The 20,727-nt window shown below is 62.8% G+C and carries 18 protein-coding genes; 12 read left to right on the top strand and 6 right to left on the bottom strand.

Annotated elements, in window-relative coordinates; all coding sequences use genetic code 11:
• Window positions 1–20 precede the first annotated feature (20 nt).
• The 3 genes from CAG34_RS01135 (at window position 21) to gltS (ending at window position 3,592) form a co-directional block, all read left to right on the top strand.
• Window positions 21–389, top strand: coding sequence for a DUF5064 family protein (locus CAG34_RS01135; RefSeq protein ID WP_025337852.1), 369 nt, complete (start codon window positions 21–23; stop codon window positions 387–389).
• Window positions 390–574: 185 nt separating this feature from the next.
• Entirely contained in the window at window positions 575–2,083 is a 1,509-nt protein-coding gene (locus CAG34_RS01130; RefSeq protein WP_025337851.1) for a sigma-54-dependent transcriptional regulator, read from the top strand.
• Window positions 2,084–2,392: 309 nt separating this feature from the next.
• Window positions 2,393–3,592 carry a sodium/glutamate symporter gene (gene gltS, locus CAG34_RS01125; RefSeq protein ID WP_085587511.1) on the top strand — a complete coding sequence of 400 codons (1,200 nt, stop codon included), beginning with the start codon at window positions 2,393–2,395 and terminating at the stop codon, window positions 3,590–3,592.
• Here gltS and CAG34_RS01120 read toward each other — a convergent pair.
• The 4 genes from CAG34_RS01120 to CAG34_RS01105 all read right to left on the bottom strand — a co-directional run bounded on the left by CAG34_RS01120 (window position 3,589) and on the right by CAG34_RS01105 (window position 7,983).
• On the bottom strand, window positions 3,589–4,221 hold the full coding sequence (locus CAG34_RS01120; protein ID WP_085587509.1) for a response regulator transcription factor: 633 nt from the start codon (window positions 4,219–4,221) through the stop codon (window positions 3,589–3,591). The two genes, gltS and CAG34_RS01120, sit on opposite strands and share 4 nt — an antisense overlap.
• Before the next feature lie 32 nt (window positions 4,222–4,253).
• Window positions 4,254–5,600, bottom strand: a complete 1,347-nt coding sequence (locus CAG34_RS01115) for a cache domain-containing protein (protein ID WP_085587690.1) — start codon at window positions 5,598–5,600, stop codon at window positions 4,254–4,256.
• A 108-nt stretch (window positions 5,601–5,708) separates the two neighbouring features.
• Window positions 5,709–5,912: a YbdD/YjiX family protein gene (locus CAG34_RS01110; RefSeq protein WP_003257949.1), complete on the bottom strand. Its 204-nt coding sequence runs from the start codon at window positions 5,910–5,912 to the stop codon at window positions 5,709–5,711.
• A gap of 13 nt (window positions 5,913–5,925) precedes the next feature.
• Entirely contained in the window at window positions 5,926–7,983 is a 2,058-nt protein-coding gene (locus CAG34_RS01105) for a carbon starvation CstA family protein (protein ID WP_025337847.1), read from the bottom strand.
• 473 nt (window positions 7,984–8,456) lie between these two features.
• Between CAG34_RS01105 and gcvH the strand changes: the two genes are divergently transcribed.
• The 6 genes from gcvH (at window position 8,457) to CAG34_RS01075 (ending at window position 15,523) form a co-directional block, all read left to right on the top strand.
• Window positions 8,457–8,840, top strand: coding sequence for a glycine cleavage system protein GcvH (gene gcvH / locus CAG34_RS01100; RefSeq protein ID WP_003257943.1), 384 nt, complete (start codon window positions 8,457–8,459; stop codon window positions 8,838–8,840).
• 11 nt (window positions 8,841–8,851) lie between these two features.
• Complete coding sequence (gcvP, locus tag CAG34_RS01095) at window positions 8,852–11,707, top strand: aminomethyl-transferring glycine dehydrogenase (RefSeq protein WP_085587507.1); 2,856 nt, start codon at window positions 8,852–8,854, stop codon at window positions 11,705–11,707.
• A 141-nt stretch (window positions 11,708–11,848) separates the two neighbouring features.
• Window positions 11,849–13,225, top strand: coding sequence for an L-serine ammonia-lyase (locus CAG34_RS01090; RefSeq protein ID WP_015269079.1), 1,377 nt, complete (start codon window positions 11,849–11,851; stop codon window positions 13,223–13,225).
• A gap of 27 nt (window positions 13,226–13,252) precedes the next feature.
• Window positions 13,253–14,374 (top strand): glycine cleavage system aminomethyltransferase GcvT, encoded by a 1,122-nt coding sequence (gene gcvT, locus CAG34_RS01085; RefSeq protein WP_085587505.1) that lies wholly within the window; start codon window positions 13,253–13,255, stop codon window positions 14,372–14,374.
• A 356-nt stretch (window positions 14,375–14,730) separates the two neighbouring features.
• Entirely contained in the window at window positions 14,731–14,943 is a 213-nt protein-coding gene (locus CAG34_RS01080; RefSeq protein ID WP_003257941.1) for a cold-shock protein, read from the top strand.
• A gap of 91 nt (window positions 14,944–15,034) precedes the next feature.
• The gene (locus CAG34_RS01075; protein WP_075043880.1) at window positions 15,035–15,523 is read left to right on the top strand and encodes an RDD family protein; all 489 of its coding nucleotides are present in this window, start codon (window positions 15,035–15,037) and stop codon (window positions 15,521–15,523) included.
• 177 nt (window positions 15,524–15,700) lie between these two features.
• Here CAG34_RS01075 and lptG read toward each other — a convergent pair whose 3' ends face one another.
• A complete protein-coding gene (gene lptG / locus CAG34_RS01070; RefSeq protein ID WP_025337842.1) occupies window positions 15,701–16,762 on the bottom strand; it encodes an LPS export ABC transporter permease LptG in 1,062 nt (353 codons plus the stop codon).
• Complete coding sequence (gene lptF, locus CAG34_RS01065; RefSeq protein ID WP_025337841.1) at window positions 16,755–17,870, bottom strand: LPS export ABC transporter permease LptF; 1,116 nt, start codon at window positions 17,868–17,870, stop codon at window positions 16,755–16,757. The genes lptG and lptF overlap by 8 nt, the downstream gene beginning before the upstream one ends.
• A 301-nt stretch (window positions 17,871–18,171) precedes the next feature.
• On the opposite strand from lptF, the gene CAG34_RS01055 reads away from it, so the two are divergent.
• The 3 genes from CAG34_RS01055 to CAG34_RS01045 are packed head-to-tail and all read left to right on the top strand — an operon-like array spanning window position 18,172 to window position 20,517.
• Window positions 18,172–19,665, top strand: coding sequence for a leucyl aminopeptidase (locus CAG34_RS01055; RefSeq protein ID WP_025337839.1), 1,494 nt, complete (start codon window positions 18,172–18,174; stop codon window positions 19,663–19,665).
• A gap of 49 nt (window positions 19,666–19,714) precedes the next feature.
• On the top strand, window positions 19,715–20,146 hold the full coding sequence (locus tag CAG34_RS01050) for a DNA polymerase III subunit chi (protein ID WP_085587688.1): 432 nt from the start codon (window positions 19,715–19,717) through the stop codon (window positions 20,144–20,146).
• 5 nt (window positions 20,147–20,151) lie between these two features.
• Window positions 20,152–20,517: a hypothetical protein gene (locus CAG34_RS01045; RefSeq protein ID WP_013971096.1), complete on the top strand. Its 366-nt coding sequence runs from the start codon at window positions 20,152–20,154 to the stop codon at window positions 20,515–20,517.
• Window positions 20,518–20,727 lie beyond the last annotated feature (210 nt).

Below are 20,727 nucleotides of genomic sequence, written 5' to 3'. Positions count from 1 at the left end.
ACCTTCCAAAGGAGCTTGCCATGGCCCAGTACCAGCCCGGTCATGTACACATCGAGCGCACCGCGCTGAACCAGAACGACCACAGCTATGACCTGAACATCGAATACGAGGCAGTGTCGGACCCCAAGGAAGGCAGAGGCATCCAGTTCAAGATGCATGGCAGCATCGAAGGCAAGCCAGTGGAAGAAAAGTTCTTCCTGGCCAAGGACCAGGTTTTGCCCAGCTTCCTCATGCAGCTGAGCCGAAGGGCGCAGTCGTACCTGAAGCCACCGAAGAAATTCGAGAGCCTGGGTTCGCCGCACAAGCTTTATGACCATATGTTCGCGGACATTCGCGAAAAGCTGGATGTGAAGTCGGGCGATCCGATCAAGCCTGAACATCTGGAGTGATTTCAAGAACCGGGGGCTGCTTTGCAGCCCTTCGCGACACAAGGCCGCTCCTACAGGGATCGCGCCAATTTCGGGCGTGGCGCTGTACCTGTAGGAGCGGCCTTGTGTCGCGATGGGCCGCAAAGCGGCCCCGACAATGTTGAGGCATACTACCGCCCTCCCCCGGCCACAACCGCACCGTCCCCATGCGCATCCACGTCAGCTTCATCGACCGCGTCGGCATCACCCAGGAAGTCCTCGCCCTGCTCGGTGCCCGCAACCTCAACCTGGACGCCGTGGAGATGGTCCCGCCGAACGTCTACATCGACGCCCCTACTCTCAGCCCCGCCGTGCTCGAAGAACTGCACGACGCGCTGTTCGAGGTACATGGCGTGCAATCGGTGGACGTGGTCGACATCCTCCCTGGCCAACGCCGGCACCTGCAGCTCGATGCCCTGCTGGCGGCGATGAGCGACCCGGTGCTGGCTGTGGACAGTGCCGGCAAGGTGCTGCTGGCCAACCCGGCACTGATCGAGCTGTGCGGCCGCGAATCCGCCGGGCGCTCGGTGGGTGAACTGTTCGGCGACCCGGCGCTGCTGCAGGCCCTGCTGGACAACAACTTCCACCTGCCCATGCGCGAGATGCAGCTCAACGGCCAGAGCCTGCTGCTGGATGCCATGCCGATCACCAACGCCGGTGGCCTGCTGACGCTGTACCCACCCACGCGCATGGGCGAACGCCTGTCGGCCATGCACCACGACCATGCCGAAGGCTTCGATGCCCTGCTCGGCGAGTCACCGGCCATCCGCACCCTCAAGGCCCGCGCCTTGCGCGTGGCGGCGCTCGATGCACCGCTGCTGGTGCATGGCGAAACCGGCACCGGCAAAGAGCTGGTAGCCCGCGCCTGCCACGCCATCAGCAGCCGCCACGCGGCGCCATTCCTGGCCCTGAACTGCGCCGCGCTGCCCGAGAGCCTGGCCGAGAGCGAACTGTTCGGCTACGCCCCCGGCGCCTTCACCGGCGCGCAACGGGGCGGCAAGCCCGGGTTGATGGAACTGGCCAACCAGGGCACGGTATTTCTCGATGAAATCGGCGAGATGTCGCCATACCTGCAGGCCAAGCTGCTGCGTTTTCTCAGCGATGGCAGCTTCCGCCGGGTGGGTGGCGACCGCGAAGTGAAGGTGGATGTACGCATCATCAGCGCCACCCACCGCGACCTGGAGCGCATGGTCGCCGAAGGCAGCTTCCGCGAAGACCTGTTCTACCGCCTGAACGTGCTCAACCTGCAAGTGCCACCGCTGCGCGACCGTGGCCAGGACATCCTGATGCTGGCGCATTTCTTCATGCAGCAGGCCTGCACGCAGATCCAGCGCCCACCGTGCCGGCTGACTCCGGCCACCCATTCGGCACTGCTGGCCAACCCTTGGCCGGGCAATGTGCGCCAGCTGCAGAACGTGATATTCCGCGCTGCAGCCATCTGCGAGGGCAACCTGGTGGATATCGGTGACCTGGACATCGCCGGCACCTCGGTGGCCCGTGGCCAGGACGGCGAAGTGGCCAGCCTGGAACAGGCCGTGGGCGATTTCGAGCGCGAGCTGCTGCAACGCCTGTACGCCAGCTACCCATCGACGCGGCAACTGGCCGGGCGCTTGCAAACTTCACATACCGCCATTGCGCAGCGCCTGCGCAAATATGGAATACCGGGCAAAGCCTGATACCTGCCAGATAGCGTCAACCGGGGCTGCTACGCAGCCCATCGCAGGCAAGCCAGCTCCCACAGGTACGGCGTTGCTCTCGAGGTTGTCTCGGTAATTGTGGGAGCTGGCTTGCCTGCGATGGGCCGCAAAGCGGCCCCTGATAGTTATTGTAATAATCCGGTTGTTATTCAGGCTTTTCCTACGCCAGTGAAAGATACTCTCCCACGGATGCCTCGTAGAATGGTGACAGTGTATTCCCACCTGTCACCCCACTTGTCCGCCCCATAGCGGGAAGTGGTCCGCTACTGGATATAACGAGAGCACCTGATGTTTGAACTCGATTTTTACGGGACGCTTGTAGCCGCCTCTTTGGTACTGTTATTGGGGCGCGGCCTGGTCGCGCGTATTGGTTTCTTGCGCACTTACAATATTCCTGAACCTGTCGCTGGCGGCCTGGTAGTGGCCTTGGCGCTCTTGGCGTTGCGCAGATTCGATATCCACGTGCAATTCGATACTTCACTGCAAACCCCTCTGATGCTGGCATTCTTCGCCACCATTGGTTTGAGTGCAGACTTCGCCAGCCTGAAAAAAGGTGGCCGCGTGGTTAGCGTGTTCCTGCTGGTGGTAACCGGCTTGCTGCTGGTCCAGAACGCCATGGGTATCGGCCTGGCAACGGCACTGGGCCTCGACCCGCTGATGGGCCTGCTGGCCGGCTCTATTACCTTGTCCGGCGGTCACGGTACAGGCGCCGCATGGGGGGCCACTTTTACCGAAAAGTTTGGCCTGGCCTCAGCCTCCGAGCTGGCAATGGCATCAGCTACATTCGGCCTGGTACTGGGCGGCCTGATTGGTGGCCCGGTCGCTAGGTTGCTGATCAAGCGGGTATCGACGCCTGGTATCGAAGAAGCAGCACCACAACTGCCCAAAGGTTTCGAACAACCGGACAAAGAGCGTCTGATTACACCGTTTTCATTTATCGAAACACTGGCGCTGATCGCTGTCAGTTTGCTCGCTGGCTCGTTACTTAACGGTTTGCTGAAAGGCACTGCATTTGAACTGCCAACGTTCGTTTGCGTACTGTTCGTGGGCGTGGTGTTGCGAAACGGCCTTTCGGCGCTCGGCTTTTATCAAGTTTTCGAACGGGAAGTCTCGGTATTGGGCAATGTGAGCTTGTCGTTATTCCTGGCCATTGCCTTGATGTCGCTCAAGTTGTGGGACCTTTCAGCGTTGGCATTACCGTTCGTTGCATTGCTCGCCGCACAGACATTGGTCATGGCACTGTTCGCGATATTCGTCACGTTCCGGGTCATGGGCCGCAACTATGATGCAGCGGTACTGGCTGCAGGGCACTGTGGTTTCGGCCTGGGCGCAACGCCAACGGCAATCGCCAACATGCAAGCGGTGACCCAGCGCTACGGAGCCTCGCGCATTGCCTTCCTGGTGGTGCCGATGGTGGGGGCGTTCTTCATCGACATCATCAATGTCATCGTCATCAAGCTGTATCTGGCGCTGCCCTGGTTTGCCTAGATCGAGGTCAGGCCATGTTCCAGGGCGTATTTCACCAGTGCCGCAGGCGTATCGATGTTGAGCTTGCGCCTGATGCTCAGCCGGTAGGTTTCAACTGTTCGGACACTGATATCCAGCTCTCGGGCCATTTTCTTGTTGTTGTGCCCCTTGGCGATCATTGACAGCACTTGTAGTTCACGGGGTGTCAGTTCGTGCTCGTCCCGGTTGCTCCCGGCGAGCTTGCGAGTGATTTCCGAGCTGTAGAAGCGTCCTCCCGCAGCAATGGCCTCGATGGCCGCGATAAGCTCTGCGGAGGGCGCGTTCTTCAGCACGTAGCCTAGCGCTCCGGAACTGATTGAAGTGCGCACGTACTCCTGGTTGTCGTACATGCTCAGCATGAGGATCCTGATATCCGGGTAGAGTTCGCGCAGCTTGCGCGTGAGCTCCAACCCATTCATGTCCTGAAGCCCTACATCGACCAGGAGGATGTCCAGTTCAGTGCTTGCTACCAGCTCGATTGCCTGGGCCGCTGACTCGGCCTGGCCGACCACCTCGAAATGCGGGATCGCGCACAGCAGAGCCTTGACGCCATCACGCACAAGGACGTGGTCGTCGACCAGGGCGATTCTGACCGGATGGGTTACGCTCATGGGGGCCTCGAGGGTTGGAGTGGCAAAGCTGCTCAGCTGATCGTAACCGGTATCTGCACTTGTAGTTCGGTACGGCCGTAAGAGGATGCGATGTTGACGCTACCCGAGTGGTGCTCCACTCGTTCGCGAATGTTCCTCAGGCCGATACCGTGGCATTCGTCTGCTGCACGGGTGTCGAACCCTACCCCGTTGTCCTCGACACGCAACACGATCATGCCCTGCTGTTGCGTGACGGAAACGATCGCTGCAGTGGCTTTGGCATGACGCTCCACGTTCGCCAGGGCCTCTTGAATGATGCGGAACAGCGTCAACCTGAGGCTGGTATCGATGTCCGCCGCATCCATTTCACATTCATACTGAGTGTGAATCGAAGTACGTTGCTCGAACTCACTGACATGTTGCTCGATGGCAGGCGACAACCCCAACGTGTCCAGAAGCGAGGGGCGCAGATCATGGGAAATGCGGCGTATCTCACCGATCGCCGCGCCAAGTCTGCAAGTACCTTTGCGCAGGTTTTCCAGGCCCTCGCTTCGGCCGTTGGCCAGTTCGATGGCGGCCAGCTCATACTGGAACTTGATCGACACCAGCTCCTGGCTGATCCCGTCATGCAGTTCACGCGAAACCCGCGAGCGCTCCTCCTCCTGCAGGTTCACGATCCGCTGGTTGAGCGTGGAAAGCTTACGGTCCGCCAGGCGATGTTCACTGACGTTCAGCATCAGGCCACCGGTAAAAATCACCAGTACGGCAATCAACGAGAACGAGGCGATCGCCAGAACCGTGGTCAGTACCCCGGTAGCGACCTCTTGCCGAGACTTGCGGGTCGCCACCTCCACATCGTCGATGTATATGCCTGTGCCAAGCATCCAGCCCCAGCGGTCCAGCATCACGACATATGACAGTTTCCCGGTAATCTGCCCGGAAGAAGGCTTCTGCCAGTCGTACAGCTGGTAACCATCGCCCTCCCTGGCGCTCTTGAGTAGCGCCTGGATGACCGGTAGCCCGTTCTTGTCGGTCAGCGTAATGAGTTGCTTGCCAACCAGCTCGGACTGCCTCGGGTGCATCAGGTTCTTGCCCTGCTGGTCGTACACGAAGAAGTAGCCGTCGAGGCCGAAGTTGGCTTGGGACAGGATCTCCAGTGCACGCTGCCGAGTTGCTTCATCATCGGTGCTGCCTTCATACAACGGCGCGATGAGGCTCATCGCCAGGCCCAGGTAGTTTTTCAACTCGGCCTTCTTTGCTGCCATGATGCTGCTTTCAACCAGGCGTGCCTGTTCCTCCTCCAGCTTGCGGCTCTGGGCAAACACGAGGACACAGATGAACAGGACCGAAAGGATGAGTGGAAGCACACTGAGGGTGACGATCTTGTGCTTGAGTTGCATGGTCATTTCCAATGCAGGAGCGGGCCGGCAACAGCACTATGCCTGCTGCCGGCCTTCCAATGCGAGAGCACCACGATGAACGTTGCGCCTGCCGGGGCTTGTCAGCGCTCAGCAGCAACGAACAGGGCGTCCCTTCCCACCACCGTAACGTGCCTCCTGTCGCTCCCGGAAAAACGCCTCGTAGGACATCAGCGGCTTTTCCGGGTGCTTGAGCTGCATGTGCTCCACATAGGCGTCGTAGTCTGGCATGCCGACCAGCATCCGGGCGGCTTGCCCCAGGTACTTACCCATCTTGCTCAGGTCATTGAACATTCCGGGCGCCCCCTCAGGCGTCCGGCTGTGGCTGGAACGGTGATTCCTTGTCGGTGCGCTCGGGCATGACCCAGGCACGGCGCCCAACCTTCACGGCAAAACAAAGAATGCTCAGGACCACCAACAGGAACAGTGCTGTCAGCGTCGCGTTGGTATAGGCATTGAACACAACGTGCTGCATTTGCATCAGATCCTTCGCAGGCGCCAGTACCTGGCCTGCGGCGGCAGCATCACTGTACTTCTTGGCAAGCGCCAGGAAGCCCATCGAGGGGTCCTTGTCCAGCAGCTTGATAAGACCGGCCGTAGTGGTGCAGATCAGCAGCCAGACGGCTGGAATCAAGGTAACCCAGACGTATCGCTGACGCTTCATGCGGATAAGCACCACACAGCCGAGCATGAGCGCGATCCCGGCCAGCATCTGGTTGGAGATGCCGAACAGCGGCCACAGGGTATTGATGCCACCCAGCGGGTCGATCACCCCTTGGTACAGCAGCCAGCCCCACATGGCCACGCAACCTGCGGTAGCGATCAGGTTCGCTGTCCAGGAGTCGGTCTTCTTCAGTGCCGGCACGAAATTGCCGAGCAGGTCCTGCAGCATGAAGCGTCCCGCACGGGTGCCGGCATCGACGGCAGTGAGGATGAACAGTGCCTCGAAGAGAATTGCAAAGTGGTACCAGAACGCCATGGTGTTCTCGCCTGGCAGCGCCTGGTGCAGGATCTGGGCAATCCCCACGGCCAAGGTCGGCGCTCCGCCAGCGCGAGCCAGGATGGTGTGCTCGCCAATGTCGGCGGCAGTCTGTTGCAGGATCTCCGGCGTTATGGTGAAGCCCCAGCTGCTCACGGTAGCCGCCACGGTCGCGACATCGCCACCCACCACGGCGGCCGGGCTGTTCATGGCGAAGTAGATCCCAGGTTCGATGACCGATGCCGCGACAATGGCCATGATCGCGACAAAGGACTCCATCAGCATCGCGCCGTAGCCGATGTAACGGGCATGACTTTCATTGGCCAACAGCTTGGGTGTGGTACCCGAGCTGATCAACGCGTGGAAGCCAGACACCGCGCCGCAAGCCACGGTAATGAACAGGAATGGGAACAGGGCGCCCTTCCAGACCGGGCCCGTGCCATCGATGAAGTGGGTAACGGCTGGCATTTTCAGGTCGGGGGCGATGACCAGGATGCCGATTGCCAAGGCGACGATGGTCCCGATCTTGAGGAAGGTCGAAAGGTAGTCCCGTGGCGCCAGGATCAGCCAGACGGGCAGTACCGCGGCAACGAAGCCATAGCCGATGAGCATCCAGGTAATCTGCAACCCGGTAAAGGTGAACGCAGGCCCCCAGACTGGGTCGGCGGCGACCAGGCCACCGCACCAGATGGACGCCAGCAGCAGGACCACGCCGATCACGGAGATCTCACCGATACGCCCTGGGCGCAGGTAGCGCATGTAGACGCCCATGAACACTGCAATCGGCAACGTGGCCATTACCGTGAACATGCCCCAGGGGCTCTCCGCCAGCGCCTTGACCACGATCAGCGACAACACCGCGAGGATGATGATCATGATCAGGAAGGCACCGAACAAGGCGATGGTACCGGGGATGGAGCCCATCTCTTCGCGTACCAGTTCGCCCAGGGAGCGACCGTTGCGACGGGTAGAGATGAACAGCACCATGAAGTCCTGGACAGCACCCGCCAGGACCACACCGGCGATCAGCCAGAGCGTGCCGGGCAGGTAGCCCATTTGTGCGGCAAGCACCGGGCCAACCAGAGGGCCCGCGCCGGCAATGGCAGCAAAGTGGTGCCCGAAGAGAATGTGCTTGTTGGTCGGTACGTAGTCCAGGCCGTCGTTGTTGAGTACGGCGGGCGTGGCGCGTGCGGCGTCCAGTTGCATCACCTTGTTGGCGATGAACAGGCTGTAGTAACGGTAGGCAATGAGGTAGATGGCAACTGCTGCGGTCACGATCCAGAGGGCGTTGATGGCTTCGCCCCTGCGCAGGGCAAGCGTGCCCAGCGCAAATGCACCAAGCAAGGCAACGGCAAACCAGGCAATTCGGGTAGCCAGTGTGGTCATCGAATTTTCTCCTGTCGCGGATGGTAAACCTGCGACGGCTTTTGTTGTTGTATGTGTCCGGATAAGGACGGCGACACTTTCGCCATCCCGGGTCCACAAGAAAATTCGCAGTACTACGGGCGCGATCTACGTAGAACTACGTAGACCAGGCATCGCAAAAAGGGCTGCCTGAAGGGCTGGCGGCTGAAACTCGCGCCCTGCAGGCAGGGCCGTATTGATTTCAATACACCGTATTCAAATCGATACACGCCCATTCGGATACGGCTGTGCAAGGGTTTGATCCCCAAACCCTTTTCCATCCCCCACCCGCTGTAGCGTTTTCATTCCACAAGGATGACAAAATGATTACGCAAAATAGTTAACACATTGATTTATAACGATTTTTAATGATTGGCCGCATTTTTGCTAAGGGAATCCCAACCCCAAGAGCGCGGAGCCACTGCGCCTAACGCCCTGCTTCCCGAGGATTCCCCATGAGCGAGTTGCGTTTCACTGAAGATCACGAATGGCTGCGCGTCGAAGCCGATGGCAGCGTCACCGTGGGCATCACCGCCTACGCCCAGAACGCCCTTGGCGATGTGGTTTTCGTGCAACTGCCAGAGTTGCAGCAGTATGAGAAAGGCAGCGAAGCGTCCACCGTCGAGTCGGTCAAGGCCGCCAGCGGTGTGTACATGCCCCTGACTGGCGAAGTGGTCCAGATCAACGACCAACTCGAAGACAGCCCGGAACTGGTCAACGAAGACCCGATGGGCGAAGGCTGGTTCTTCCGCTTCATTCCCGCCGACGCCAGCGCCGTGGCCGCCCTGCTCGACCAGGACGCCTATGACCGCCTGATCAAAGCCAACGACGACGCCTGAGGAACCCCGCCATGACCATCAACCTCGGCACCGCCAACGAATTCATCGCCCGCCACATCGGCCCGCGCGCCGCTGACGAGCAGGCCATGCTGGCCGCCCTCGGCTTCGACTCGCTGGAAGCCATGACCGCCGCGGTCATTCCCGACAGCATCAAAGGCACCAGCGTGCTCGGCTCGCACGACGGCCAGAGCGAAGCCGACGCGCTTGCCGCGCTCAAGGCCATCGCCGGCAAGAACCAGCTGTTCAAGAGCTACATCGGCCAGGGCTACTACAACACCCACACTCCGGCGCCGATCCTGCGCAACCTGCTGGAAAACCCGGCCTGGTACACCGCCTATACCCCGTACCAGCCAGAAATTTCCCAGGGCCGCCTGGAAGCGCTGCTGAACTTCCAGACCCTGATCAGCGACCTGACCGGCCTGCCGATCGCCAACGCCTCCCTGCTCGACGAAGCCACCGCTGCGGCCGAGGCCATGACCTTCTGCAAGCGCCTGTCGAAGAACAAGGCCAGCCACGCCTTCTTCGCCTCCGTGCACTGCCACCCGCAAACCCTCGACGTGCTGCGCACCCGTGCCGAGCCGCTGGGCATCGAGATCGTGGTCGGCGACGAGCGCGAGCTGGTCGATGTCAGCGCCTTCTTCGGCGCCCTGCTGCAGTACCCGGCCAGCAACGGTGAAGTGTTCGACTACCGCGAAGTGGTCGAGCGCTTCCACGCCGCCAACGCCCTGGTCGCCGTGGCCGCCGACCTGCTGGCCCTGACCCTGCTGACCCCGCCGGGCGAGTTCGGCGCCGACGTGGCCATCGGCAGCGCCCAGCGCTTCGGCGTGCCACTGGGCTTCGGTGGCCCGCACGCGGCCTACTTCTCCACCCGTGACGCGTTCAAGCGCGACATGCCGGGCCGCCTGGTCGGCGTGTCGATCGACCGCTTCGGCAAGACCGCCCTGCGCCTGGCCATGCAGACCCGCGAGCAGCACATCCGCCGCGAAAAGGCCACCAGCAACATCTGCACCGCCCAGGTGCTGCTGGCCAACATCGCCAGCATGTTCGCCGTATACCACGGCCCGGCCGGCCTCAAGCGCATCGCCGAACGTACCCATGCCCTGACCGCGATCCTGGCCGCCGGCCTGAAGACGCTGGGCGTGCAGGTGGTGGGCGCCAGCGCCTTCGACACCCTGACCCTGGCCACCGGCAGTGCCACTGCCAGCCTGCATGACAAGGCGCGCGCCCAAGGCATCAACCTGCGCCAGATCGACGCTGCCCACGTGGGCCTGTCGCTGGACGAAACCAGTAGCCAGGCCGATATCGAGGCCCTGTGGCAGCTGATCGGTGGCGACCAGGCCCAGCCGGACTTCAACGCCCTGGCCGCCAGCACCGGCTCGCTGCTGCCTGCCGCCCTGCTGCGCCAGTCAGCCATCCTCGCCCACCCGGTATTCAACCGCTACCACAGCGAAACCGAGCTGATGCGCTACCTGCGCCGCCTGGCCGACAAGGACCTGGCGCTGGACCGCAGCATGATCCCGCTGGGCTCGTGCACCATGAAGCTGAACGCCGCCAGCGAAATGATCCCGGTCACCTGGGCCGAGTTCGGCAACCTGCACCCGTTCGCCCCGGCCGAGCAGAGCCAGGGCTACCTGCAGATGACCACCGAGCTGGAAGCCATGCTCTGCGCCGCCACCGGCTATGACGCCGTGTCGCTGCAGCCCAACGCCGGTTCCCAGGGCGAGTACGCGGGCCTGCTGGCCATCCGCGCCTACCACCGCAGCCGTGGCGAAGGCCACCGCGACATCTGCCTGATCCCGTCGTCGGCCCACGGCACCAACCCGGCAACCGCGCACATGGCCGGCATGCGCGTGGTGGTCACCGCCTGTGATGCCCGCGGCAACGTCGATGTCGAGGACCTGCGCGCCAAGGCCATCGAGCACCGCGAGCGCCTGGCCGCGATAATGATCACCTACCCGTCGACCCACGGCGTGTTCGAGGAAGCGATCGGCGAAATCTGCGCGATCATCCACGACAACGGTGGCCAGGTGTACATCGACGGCGCCAACATGAACGCCATGGTCGGCCTGTGCGCCCCGGGCAAGTTCGGCGGCGACGTATCCCACCTGAACCTGCACAAGACCTTCTGCATCCCGCACGGTGGTGGCGGCCCGGGCGTCGGCCCGATCGGCGTCAAGTCGCACTTGGCGCCGTTCCTGCCCGGCCATGCGCAGCTGGAAAACACCGAGGGCGCGGTTTGTGCCGCGCCGTTCGGCAGCGCCAGCATCCTGCCGATCACCTGGATGTACATCCGCATGATGGGCGGTGCCGGTCTCAAGCGTGCCTCGCAGATGGCGATCCTCAACGCCAACTACATCGCCCGTCGCCTGGAAGAGCACTATCCTGTTCTGTATACCGGCGGCAATGGCCTGGTGGCCCACGAGTGCATCCTCGACCTGCGCCCACTGAAGGACACCAGCGGCATCAGCGTCGACGACGTGGCCAAGCGCCTGATCGACTTCGGCTTCCATGCCCCGACCATGTCCTTCCCGGTGGCGGGCACGCTGATGATCGAACCGACCGAAAGCGAGTCCAAGGAAGAACTGGACCGCTTCTGCGACGCGATGATCCAGATCCGCGAAGAAATTCGCGCGGTCGAGAACGGTAGCCTGGACAAGGACGACAACCCGCTGAAGAACGCCCCGCACACTGCGGCCGAGCTGGTTGGCGAATGGGCCCATGGCTACAGCCGCGAGCAGGCGGTGTACCCGCTGCCGAGCCTGGTGGAAGGCAAGTACTGGCCGCCGGTCGGCCGGGTCGACAACGTGTTCGGCGACCGCAACCTGGTGTGCGCCTGCCCGTCGATCGAGAGCTATCAGGACGCCTGACCCGGCGCTCAGGCCTCATCGCCGGCAAGCCAGCGCCCACAGGGGCCTCACCGCACTCAAGGCTAGTGCAGTACCTGTGGGAGCTGGCTTGCCGGCGATCGAGTGCGCAGCACTCGCCTTACTTACCGGAGGGAATGAGCAATGTCTTTGAGCGTCTTCGACCTGTTCAAGATCGGCATCGGCCCCTCCAGCTCGCACACGGTCGGCCCGATGCGCGCCGCCGCGCGCTTCGCCGAAGGGCTGCGCCGTGATGGCCTGCTGGCCCGCACGGTCAGCGTCAAGGCCGAGCTGTACGGCTCGCTCGGCGCCACCGGCAAGGGCCACGGCAGCGACAAGGCCGTGCTGCTGGGCCTTGAAGGCGAACACCCCGATGTCATCGACACCGACACCATCCCTGCCCGCCTGCAGGCCATCCGCGACAGCGGTCGGCTGAACCTGCTCGGCGAGCACAGCATCGCGTTCATCGAAAAGCAGCACCTGGCGATGATCCGCAAGCCGCTGGACTACCACCCCAACGGCATGATCTTCCGCGCCTTCGACGAGGCCGGCCTGCAAATCCGCAGCCGCGAGTACTACTCGGTGGGCGGCGGTTTCGTGGTCGACCAGGACGCTGCCGGCCACGACCGCATCGTCGAGGACAGCACACCGCTGACCTACCCGTTCAAGACCGCCAAGGAGCTGCTCGGCCATTGCACCGGGCAAAACCTGTCGATCAGCCAGGTAATGCTGGCCAACGAGGCGGCCTGGCGCCCCGAGGCGGAAACCCGTGCCGGGCTGCTGCGCATCTGGCAGGTGATGCAGGATTGCGTCGAAGCCGGTTGCCAGCATGAAGGCATCCTGCCGGGCGGGCTCAAGGTCAAGCGCCGGGCACCGGCGTTGTACCGCCAACTGAGCCGCAACCCGGAGGCCAGCCTGCGCGATGCCCTGTCGGTACTCGACTGGGTCAACCTCTATGCCCTGGCAGTGAACGAGGAAAACGCCTATGGCGGGCGTGTGGTCACCGCTCCGACCAACGGCGCGGCGGGCATTGTCCCGGCGGTGCTGCATTACTACATGCGCTTCGTACCGGGAGCCAACGAGGACGGGGTGGTGCGGTTTCTGCTCACCGCCGCGGCCATCGGCATCCTGTACAAGGAAAACGCCTCCATCTCCGGCGCCGAAGTTGGCTGCCAGGGCGAGGTCGGCGTGGCCTGCTCGATGGCCGCCGGGGCGCTGTGCGAGGTGATGGGTGGCACCGTCCAACAGGTGGAAAACGCTGCCGAAATCGGCATGGAACACAACCTGGGCCTGACCTGCGACCCGATTGGCGGGCTGGTCCAGGTGCCTTGCATCGAGCGCAACGCCATGGGCTCGGTGAAGGCGATCAACGCGGTGCGCATGGCCTTGCGCGGCGACGGGCAGCACTACGTGTCGCTCGACAAGGTCATCCGCACCATGCGCCAGACCGGCGCCGACATGAAAAGCAAATACAAAGAGACCGCCCGTGGCGGCCTGGCCGTCAACATCATCGAATGTTGACCCGACAACAACAGCAAGGAGTCACCGATGTCCGAAACACTGCTCAAGACCCCACTGCACGCCCTGCACCTGGAACTGGGTGCGCGCATGGTGCCGTTCGCCGGCTATGACATGCCGGTGCAGTACCCGTTGGGCGTGCTCAAGGAACACCTGCACACCCGCGAGCAGGCCGGCCTGTTCGATGTCTCGCACATGGGCCAGATCACCCTGCGCGGCAGCGATGCCGCCAAGGCCCTGGAAAGCCTGGTGCCGGTGGATATCATCGACCTGCCGGTGGGCATGCAGCGCTATGCCATGTTCACCAATGAGCAAGGCGGCATCCTTGACGACCTGATGGTCGCCAACCTGGGCGACGACACGCTGTTCCTGGTGGTCAACGCCGCCTGCAAGGACCAGGACCTGGCCCACCTGCAAGCGCACATCGGTAGCCGTTGCGAGGTGCAGCCGCTGTTCGAGCAGCGCGCTCTGCTGGCCCTGCAAGGCCCGGCGGCGGTCAAGGTGCTGGAGCGCCTGGCCCCGGAAGTGGCCGGCATGACCTTCATGCAGTTCCGCCCGGTGAAACTGCTGGGTGAAGACTGCTTCGTCAGCCGCTCGGGCTACACTGGCGAAGACGGCTACGAAATCTCGGTACCGGTACATGCCGCCGAAGCCCTGGCCCGCCGCCTGCTGGCCGAGCCCGAAGTACAGCCGATCGGCCTGGGTGCGCGTGACTCGCTGCGCCTGGAAGCCGGCCTGTGCCTGTATGGCCACGACATGAACACCGAAACCACGCCGGTGGAAGCCAGCCTGTTGTGGGCCATTTCCAAGGTTCGCCGTGCCGATGGCGCGCGTGCCGCCGGCTTCCCGGGTGCCGAGGCCATCTTCGCTCATCAGCGCGATGGTGTGGCGCGCAAACGTGTGGGCCTGTTGCCGCAGGAGCGTACCCCAGTACGTGAAGGCGCGGATATTGTCGATGCAAACGATAAACCTGTAGGCAAAGTGTGCAGCGGCGGCTTTGGCCCGACACTCGGTGCACCTGTAGCAATGGGTTATATCGATAGTGAACATAGCGCTATCGACACCCCACTGTTTGCCGTGGTGCGCGGCAAGAAGGTTGCCTTGAAAGTCAGCAAAATGCCTTTCGTGGCACAACGTTACTACCGGGGCTGAAGCCGCTTTGTGAAGGTTGCGGGCAGGTTCGACATATTCGTTTTCGAACCTGTCCAATAACTTTTGAACATGGCGCCAGGCCAGGCGCCATGCCGTTTCCGACAAATCGGTCGGTTATCGGCAAACGGCCGATTTTCCATACGACCAAGGGCTTGTTTTTCGCTCGGGAGTTGGCGTAGAGTCACTGCACTGTGTTTGCATGGGTCGCAACAGTTCGTGACCTGGGCCAGTAGCCGCAATCTGCTACAACCCGTTCGACGTCTCTTACTTTCCTGCAACCCAGCCCAGTAATCTTTTGCTTCCTTTATTGCAAAAGAAACTGTCATCAAAATTCAAGCTTCATAGGAAATAAGACAATGGCTGAGCGTCAGAACGGTACCGTCAAGTGGTTCAATGACGAAAAAGGTTACGGCTTCATCACCCCAGAAAGCGGTCCGGATCTGTTCGTGCACTTCCGCGCTATCGAAGGTAACGGCTTCAAGAGCCTGAAAGAAGGCCAGAAGGTCACCTTCGAAGCAGTCCAGGGCCAGAAAGGCATGCAGGCTGACAAAGTTCAGGTCGCCGGCTAAGCCGAACCCGACTTCGAGAAAAGCCCCTGCCAAGTGCAGGGGCTTTTTTTTGCCCGTAGAATAGCGGCTTCGTCTTCTGGAGCCGTTTTGCATGTCCAAGCCTCTGCTCACACCCCAGGGTGATTTTCCGCCGGTCGGCCTGGGCCGGCGCCTGGCGGCGATGTTCTACGACTTCCTGCTGTGCACGGCGCTGCTGATCGTGACCGCCGGTGCCTACAAGATGATCCAGATGGCGATCATCGGCGAAGCCCGCATGCGTGAGCTGACCGAGGCTGGCGCACTGGACGGCGACCCGCTGTTGTCCACCGTGTTGCTGTTCGTTCTGTTCGGTTTCTTTGCCAAGTTCTGGACCCATGGCGGGCAGACCCTGGGCATGCAGGTGTGGGGCGTGCGGGTGCAGAACGCCGATGGCACAGCCATCAGCCTGTGGCAGGCGCTGCTGCGCTTCGTGGTGTCGATTGCCTCGTGGCTGTGCCTGGGGCTGGGGTTTTTCTGGGTCTTGATCGACAAGCGCCAGCGGGGCTGGCATGACATCTATTCGGAAAGCCAGCTGGTGCGGGTGCCGAAGCAGAAGAAATGAACTGAGACTTGTATTGCCTGCTCCGGCCTCTTCGCGGGCTTGCCCGCTCCCACAGGAACCTCACCATCCTCAGGACCTGTGATGAACCTGTGGGAGCGGGCAAGCCCGCGAAGAAGGCAACACAAATACCAGCAAAAAGCCGACCCTGAGGTCGGCTTTTTTGTACAGCTCAGGCCATCAACCTGCCCGGCGCAACAACCACACACCGGCCAGCGCACAGATGCCTGCCGGGATCACCACCGCCAGCAGCGGCGGGAAGCCGAACACCTGGCTCGAAGGCCCCAGCAGGTCCTGGGCGATGCGGAACACGAAGCCCACCAGTACACCGGTGAACACGCGCTGGCCAAGGGTTACCGAACGCAGCGGGCCGAAGATGAAGGAAATGGCCATCAGCACCAGCGCCGCGGTCACCATCGGCTGCAACACCTTGGTCCAGAACGCCAGCCAGTAACGGGCATTGTTCAGGCCCTGGTCGGACAGGTAGTGGATGTAGTCCCACAGCCCGGTGATGGACAGCGACTCCGGCGCGAGGATCACGGTATTGAGCAGTTGCGGCGTGAGCGAAACGTCCCAACGCTCCTGCGGCGCGGTCACCACTTCGGTGTGGTCGCCACGGAAGAAGGTGGTGCGCACGTCGCTGAGCATCCAGTGGTCGTCCTGGTACTGTGCACGGCGGGCGAAGCTCGAGGTGACGATCTTGCGCTCGCTGTCGAAGCGGTAACGGGTCACACCCAGCAGCAGGCCGTTAGGCTGCACGGCGTTGATATGCACGTACTCCTCGCCCTGGCGGTGCCACATGCCGCGCTTGGAGCTTTGCGCATCACCACCACCCTGGGCCAGGGAACGGTCGGCCTGGGCCTTGTTCTCGGTCACCGGCGCCACGTACTCGCCGATCAGCAGGCCGACCAGCATCAGTACCAGCATCGGCTTCATCACCGCCCAGACGATGCGCCCGATGGAAACCCCGGCAGCACGCATGATGGTCAGTTCGCTGCTGCTGGCCAGGCTGCCCAGGCCGATCAGGCAGCCGATCAAGGCAGCCATCGGCAGCATTTCGTACAGGCGCCGCGGTGCGGTCAGCAGGACGAAGTTGCCCGCCTCCATCACCGTGTAGGTGTCACTCAGGTCGCTCATCTCGTCGATGAAGGCAAACAGCGAAGCCAGGCCGAGGATGATCCCCAGCACGGCGAGGATGGCCAGCAGCACGCTCTGGCCGATGTAGCGGTCGAGCTTACCCATGGGCCACCTCCGCACGACGGGCGGCGCGCTTGAGACGCAGCGGCTCCCAGTACATCAGGCCCAGGCCGATCAGCAGGAACAGGCCGTGGACCCACCACATGCCCAGGGCGATCGGCAGTTTGCCCTTCTCGAGGGCGCCACGTACGGAAATCAGCATTGTCAGGTAGGCCATGTACAGAAGAATTGCCGGCAGCAGCTTGAGGAAGCGGCCCTGGCGCGGGTTGACCCGGGACAGCGGCACCGCCAGCATGGTGACGATGAACACCAGGATCGGCAGCGACAGCCGCCATTGCAGCTCGGCGCGCTCACGCAGGCCTTTCTTGCCGATCAGCTCGGAAGTGGGGATGGCTTCGCGATCGGTCACTTCCTCGGCGACTTCCGGCTTGGGCAGCAGCACGCCGTAGGTGTCGTATTTGATTGCACGGTAATCGGCCTGGCCCGGGTTGCCGTCGTAACGGTAACCGTTTTCCAGCACCAGGTAGCGGTTGCCGTCGGCCTGGATTTCCTGGTGGCCTTTTTCGGCAACCAGCACCGACGGGGCGCGGTCCTTGGTCTTGTCCTGGTTGAAGCGCTTCTCGGAAATGAACACCCCGGCCAGGTTGATGCGGTCGTCCGACAGCTCTTCGGTGTAGGTCACCCGCGAGCCGTCGCGCAGGGTCTGGAAGCGGCCCGGCACCAGGGTGTCGAACTCGGTCAGGGCATCCTGCTGGCTGATGATCTGCTGCACCTGGGCAACACCCAGCGGCGCCAGGCTCAGGCTAAGCCAGGCCACCAGCAGGGCAACCAGGGCGGCCGGTGCCATGGTCAGGCCCAGCAGGCGCTGCTGGCTCATGCCGGTGGCCGACAGCACGGTCATCTCGCTTTCCAGGTACAGGCGCCCGTACGCCAGGAGAATGCCGAGGAACAGCCCCAGAGGCAGGATCAGCTGCAGGAAGCCCGGCAGGCGGAAGCCCATGATCAGGAACAGCACGCTCGGGTCGAGCACACCCTGGGCAGCCTGGGCCAGGTACTTGATGAAGCGCCCACTCATGATGATCACCAGCAGCACGGCGCTGACGGCGCTCAAGGTCACCAGGACCTCGCGGGACAGATAACGAAAGACGATCAAACCAGACACTCCTGGGTTGTCAGGGCGGACTGCCAATCAATGGCGCCAGACAATGACTTAGTACAGCCAAGACCAATGCCGGTTCGCCAAAGGCGAACCTCCATGTAAAGTGCGCGCATTATCCTGTGATTGACCGCCCCTGTCACTTCGCCGCGCATGAAGGCGCATAACGGGGTTGTCAGCACGCTTGCCGCAGGCTCAAACTGGCAGCTTTTCCGCTGGCGCGCGACGACGCGGCCAGGCCTGTCCAGAGCGCTGGAACACACAGCGCCGACTGTATCGATCATTCGGGGATCCTGACATGGAACTGGTTGTAAAAAGCGTAGCTGCTGCATCCGTAAAAACCGCCACCCTGGTCCTCCCGGTAGGTGAAAACCGCAAGCTCGGCGCCGTGGCCAAGGCCGTCGACCAGGCCAGCGAGGGCGCCATCAGTGCCGTGCTCAAGCGTGGCGACCTGGCCGGCAAGCCGGGCCAGACCCTGCTCCTGCAGAACCTCGCGGGCCTAAAGGCCGAGCGCGTACTGCTGGTGGGCAGCGGCAAGGACGAAGCCTTGGGCGACCGCGCCTGGCGCAAACTGGTCGCCAGCGTCGCCGGCGTGCTCAAGGGCCTGAACGGCGCTGACGCAGTGCTGGCCCTGGACGACATCGCGGTCAGCAACCGCGATGCCCACTATGGCAAGTACCGCCTGCTGGCCGAAACCCTGCTCGACGGCGAATACGTGTTCGATCGCTTCAAGAGCCAGAAGGCCGAGCCGCGCGCCCTGAAGAAGGTCACCCTGCTGGCCGACAAGGCCGGCCAGGCCGAGGTCGAGCGTGCCGTCAAGCATGCAAGCGCCATCGCCACCGGCATGGCTTTCACCCGCGACCTGGGCAACCTGCCGCCCAACCTGTGCCACCCAAGCTTCCTGGCCGAACAGGCCAAGGACCTGGGCAAGGCGCACAAGGCGCTGAAAGTCGAAGTGCTGGACGAGAAAAAGATCAAGGACCTGGGCATGGGCGCGTTCTACGCCGTCGGCCAGGGCAGCGACCAGCCACCACGCCTGATCGTGCTCAACTACCAAGGCGGCAAGAAGGCGGACAAGCCGTTCGTGCTGGTGGGCAAGGGCATTACCTTCGACACCGGCGGCATCAGCCTCAAGCCTGGTGCCGGCATGGACGAAATGAAGTACGACATGTGCGGTGCCGCCAGCGTGCTCGGCACCCTGCGTGCGGTGCTCGAGCTGCAGCTGCCGGTCAACCTGGTGTGCCTGCTGGCCTGCGCCGAGAACATGCCGAGCGGCGGCGCCACCCGCCCGGGTGACATCGTCACCACCATGAGCGGGCAGACCGTGGAAATCCTCAACACTGACGCCGAAGGCCGCCTGGTGCTGTGCGACACCCTGACCTACGCCGAGCGCTTCAAGCCGCAGGCAGTCATCGACATCGCCACCCTGACCGGTGCCTGCATCGTCGCCCTGGGCAGCCACACCACCGGCCTGATGGGCAACAACGACGACCTGGTCGGCCAGTTGCTCGACGCCGGCAAGCGCGCCGACGACCGTGCCTGGCAGCTGCCGCTGTTCGATGAGTACCAGGAGCAGCTGGACAGCCCGTTCGCCGACATGGGCAACATCGGCGGGCCGAAGGCCGGCACCATCACCGCCGGCTGCTTCCTGTCGCGCTTTGCCAAGGCCTACGACTGGGCGCACATGGACATCGCCGGCACCGCCTGGGTCAGTGGTGGCAAGGACAAGGGCGCCACTGGCCGCCCTGTGCCCCTGCTGACCCAGTACCTGCTGGACCGCGCTGGCGCCTGACGCCATGAAGCCGGTGGCGCCCCGTGCGCCGCCGGCCGGCGATACCACCATGAGCAAAGTCGATTTCTACATCCTGCCCACCGACTCGCTGTCGGCGCGGCTCGATTTCGCCTGCAAGCTGTGCGAAAAGGCCTGGCGCCTTGGCCACCGGGTCTACCTGCATTGCCAGGACGCCGAGCAGCGCAGCGAGCTGGACCAACGCCTGTGGCGCTTCAAGGGTGAGGCCTTCGTGCCCCACGACCTCGCGGAGGCACATGCCGATGCCAGCGTGGCATTGGGCCTGGCCGCCGACAGTGCAGGCGACCACCACGACCTGTTGATCAACCTGGGCGCCGGCGTACCGGCCTTCGTCGGCCAGTTCGAACGGGTGGCCGAAATAGTCGTTGAAGAGCCTGGCATCCGCCAATCGGCCCGTGAACGATTCCGTTTCTACCGTGAACAGGGCTATGCTCTGCAAGACCACCGCTTACAGCGACTTTGACGACGATGGACAAGCCCTCCCCCCTGCCCGATTCCGCCCATCTGCTCGATGACCTCGAGTCGATACGCCAGTTGCTTGGCGACGCCGACCTGCAACCGCCGCTGCTGACCGAGACGGTGGAGCAGATCCCGTTGCTGCTGGAAGAAGCGCCCGGCAATCATGTGCCTGCGGCCGAACCGGTAGCTGCCGAACCCGAAGATGACCCGCAGACCCGTCGCCAGGACACCCTGCTGCACCTGGAAAGCGAACTGCGTGCGGCGGCGCAGATGATCATGCAGGACGTGATCAACGACTTCACCCCGCACATCGAGAACGAGATCAAGCGCCGGCTGGATGCGCGGATCGAGCGGTTGATCAAGCGTTCCGAGTAGATATACCGAACATCCGGGTCGCCTGCTTCGCGGGCACGCCCGCTCCCACAGGGTCCCCACAGCCCGCAAGACCTGTGGTGCACCTGTAGGAGCGGGCGTGCCCGCGAAGCAGGCGCCACTGTTCCGACAGTTGTCAGCAGCTTGTCGCCTGCGGCCCCCAGCTTGGTTATACTTCCCGGCTTTCCCGAATAAATGCACAGGGTCCCGCCG

Origin of the sequence: Pseudomonas sp. B14(2017), from assembly GCF_002113255.1 — a bacterium.
GTDB classification, from domain to species: Bacteria; Pseudomonadota; Gammaproteobacteria; order Pseudomonadales; family Pseudomonadaceae; genus Aquipseudomonas; species Aquipseudomonas putida_Z.
Note: the sequence above shows the minus strand (reverse complement) of the source record. Positions and strands in the feature narration are given on the sequence as shown.

Coding starts and splice junctions, on each gene's coding strand:
- CAG34_RS01115 (WP_085587690.1), bottom strand. CDS start 5,600: ATGCAACTCAAGCACAAGATCGTCACCCTCAGTGTGCTTCCACTCATC.
- CAG34_RS01075 (WP_075043880.1), top strand. CDS start 15,035: ATGTCCAAGCCTCTGCTCACACCCCAGGGTGATTTTCCGCCGGTCGGC.
- CAG34_RS01045 (WP_013971096.1), top strand. CDS start 20,152: ATGGACAAGCCCTCCCCCCTGCCCGATTCCGCCCATCTGCTCGATGAC.
- gcvT (WP_085587505.1), top strand. CDS start 13,253: ATGTCCGAAACACTGCTCAAGACCCCACTGCACGCCCTGCACCTGGAA.
- lptG (WP_025337842.1), bottom strand. CDS start 16,762: ATGGGTAAGCTCGACCGCTACATCGGCCAGAGCGTGCTGCTGGCCATC.
- CAG34_RS01050 (WP_085587688.1), top strand. CDS start 19,715: ATGAGCAAAGTCGATTTCTACATCCTGCCCACCGACTCGCTGTCGGCG.
- CAG34_RS01105 (WP_025337847.1), bottom strand. CDS start 7,983: ATGACCACACTGGCTACCCGAATTGCCTGGTTTGCCGTTGCCTTGCTT.
- CAG34_RS01080 (WP_003257941.1), top strand. CDS start 14,731: ATGGCTGAGCGTCAGAACGGTACCGTCAAGTGGTTCAATGACGAAAAA.
- gcvH (WP_003257943.1), top strand. CDS start 8,457: ATGAGCGAGTTGCGTTTCACTGAAGATCACGAATGGCTGCGCGTCGAA.
- CAG34_RS01055 (WP_025337839.1), top strand. CDS start 18,172: ATGGAACTGGTTGTAAAAAGCGTAGCTGCTGCATCCGTAAAAACCGCC.
- CAG34_RS01120 (WP_085587509.1), bottom strand. CDS start 4,221: ATGAGCGTAACCCATCCGGTCAGAATCGCCCTGGTCGACGACCACGTC.
- CAG34_RS01110 (WP_003257949.1), bottom strand. CDS start 5,912: ATGTTCAATGACCTGAGCAAGATGGGTAAGTACCTGGGGCAAGCCGCC.
- gltS (WP_085587511.1), top strand. CDS start 2,393: ATGTTTGAACTCGATTTTTACGGGACGCTTGTAGCCGCCTCTTTGGTA.
- CAG34_RS01130 (WP_025337851.1), top strand. CDS start 575: ATGCGCATCCACGTCAGCTTCATCGACCGCGTCGGCATCACCCAGGAA.
- gcvP (WP_085587507.1), top strand. CDS start 8,852: ATGACCATCAACCTCGGCACCGCCAACGAATTCATCGCCCGCCACATC.
- CAG34_RS01090 (WP_015269079.1), top strand. CDS start 11,849: ATGTCTTTGAGCGTCTTCGACCTGTTCAAGATCGGCATCGGCCCCTCC.
- CAG34_RS01135 (WP_025337852.1), top strand. CDS start 21: ATGGCCCAGTACCAGCCCGGTCATGTACACATCGAGCGCACCGCGCTG.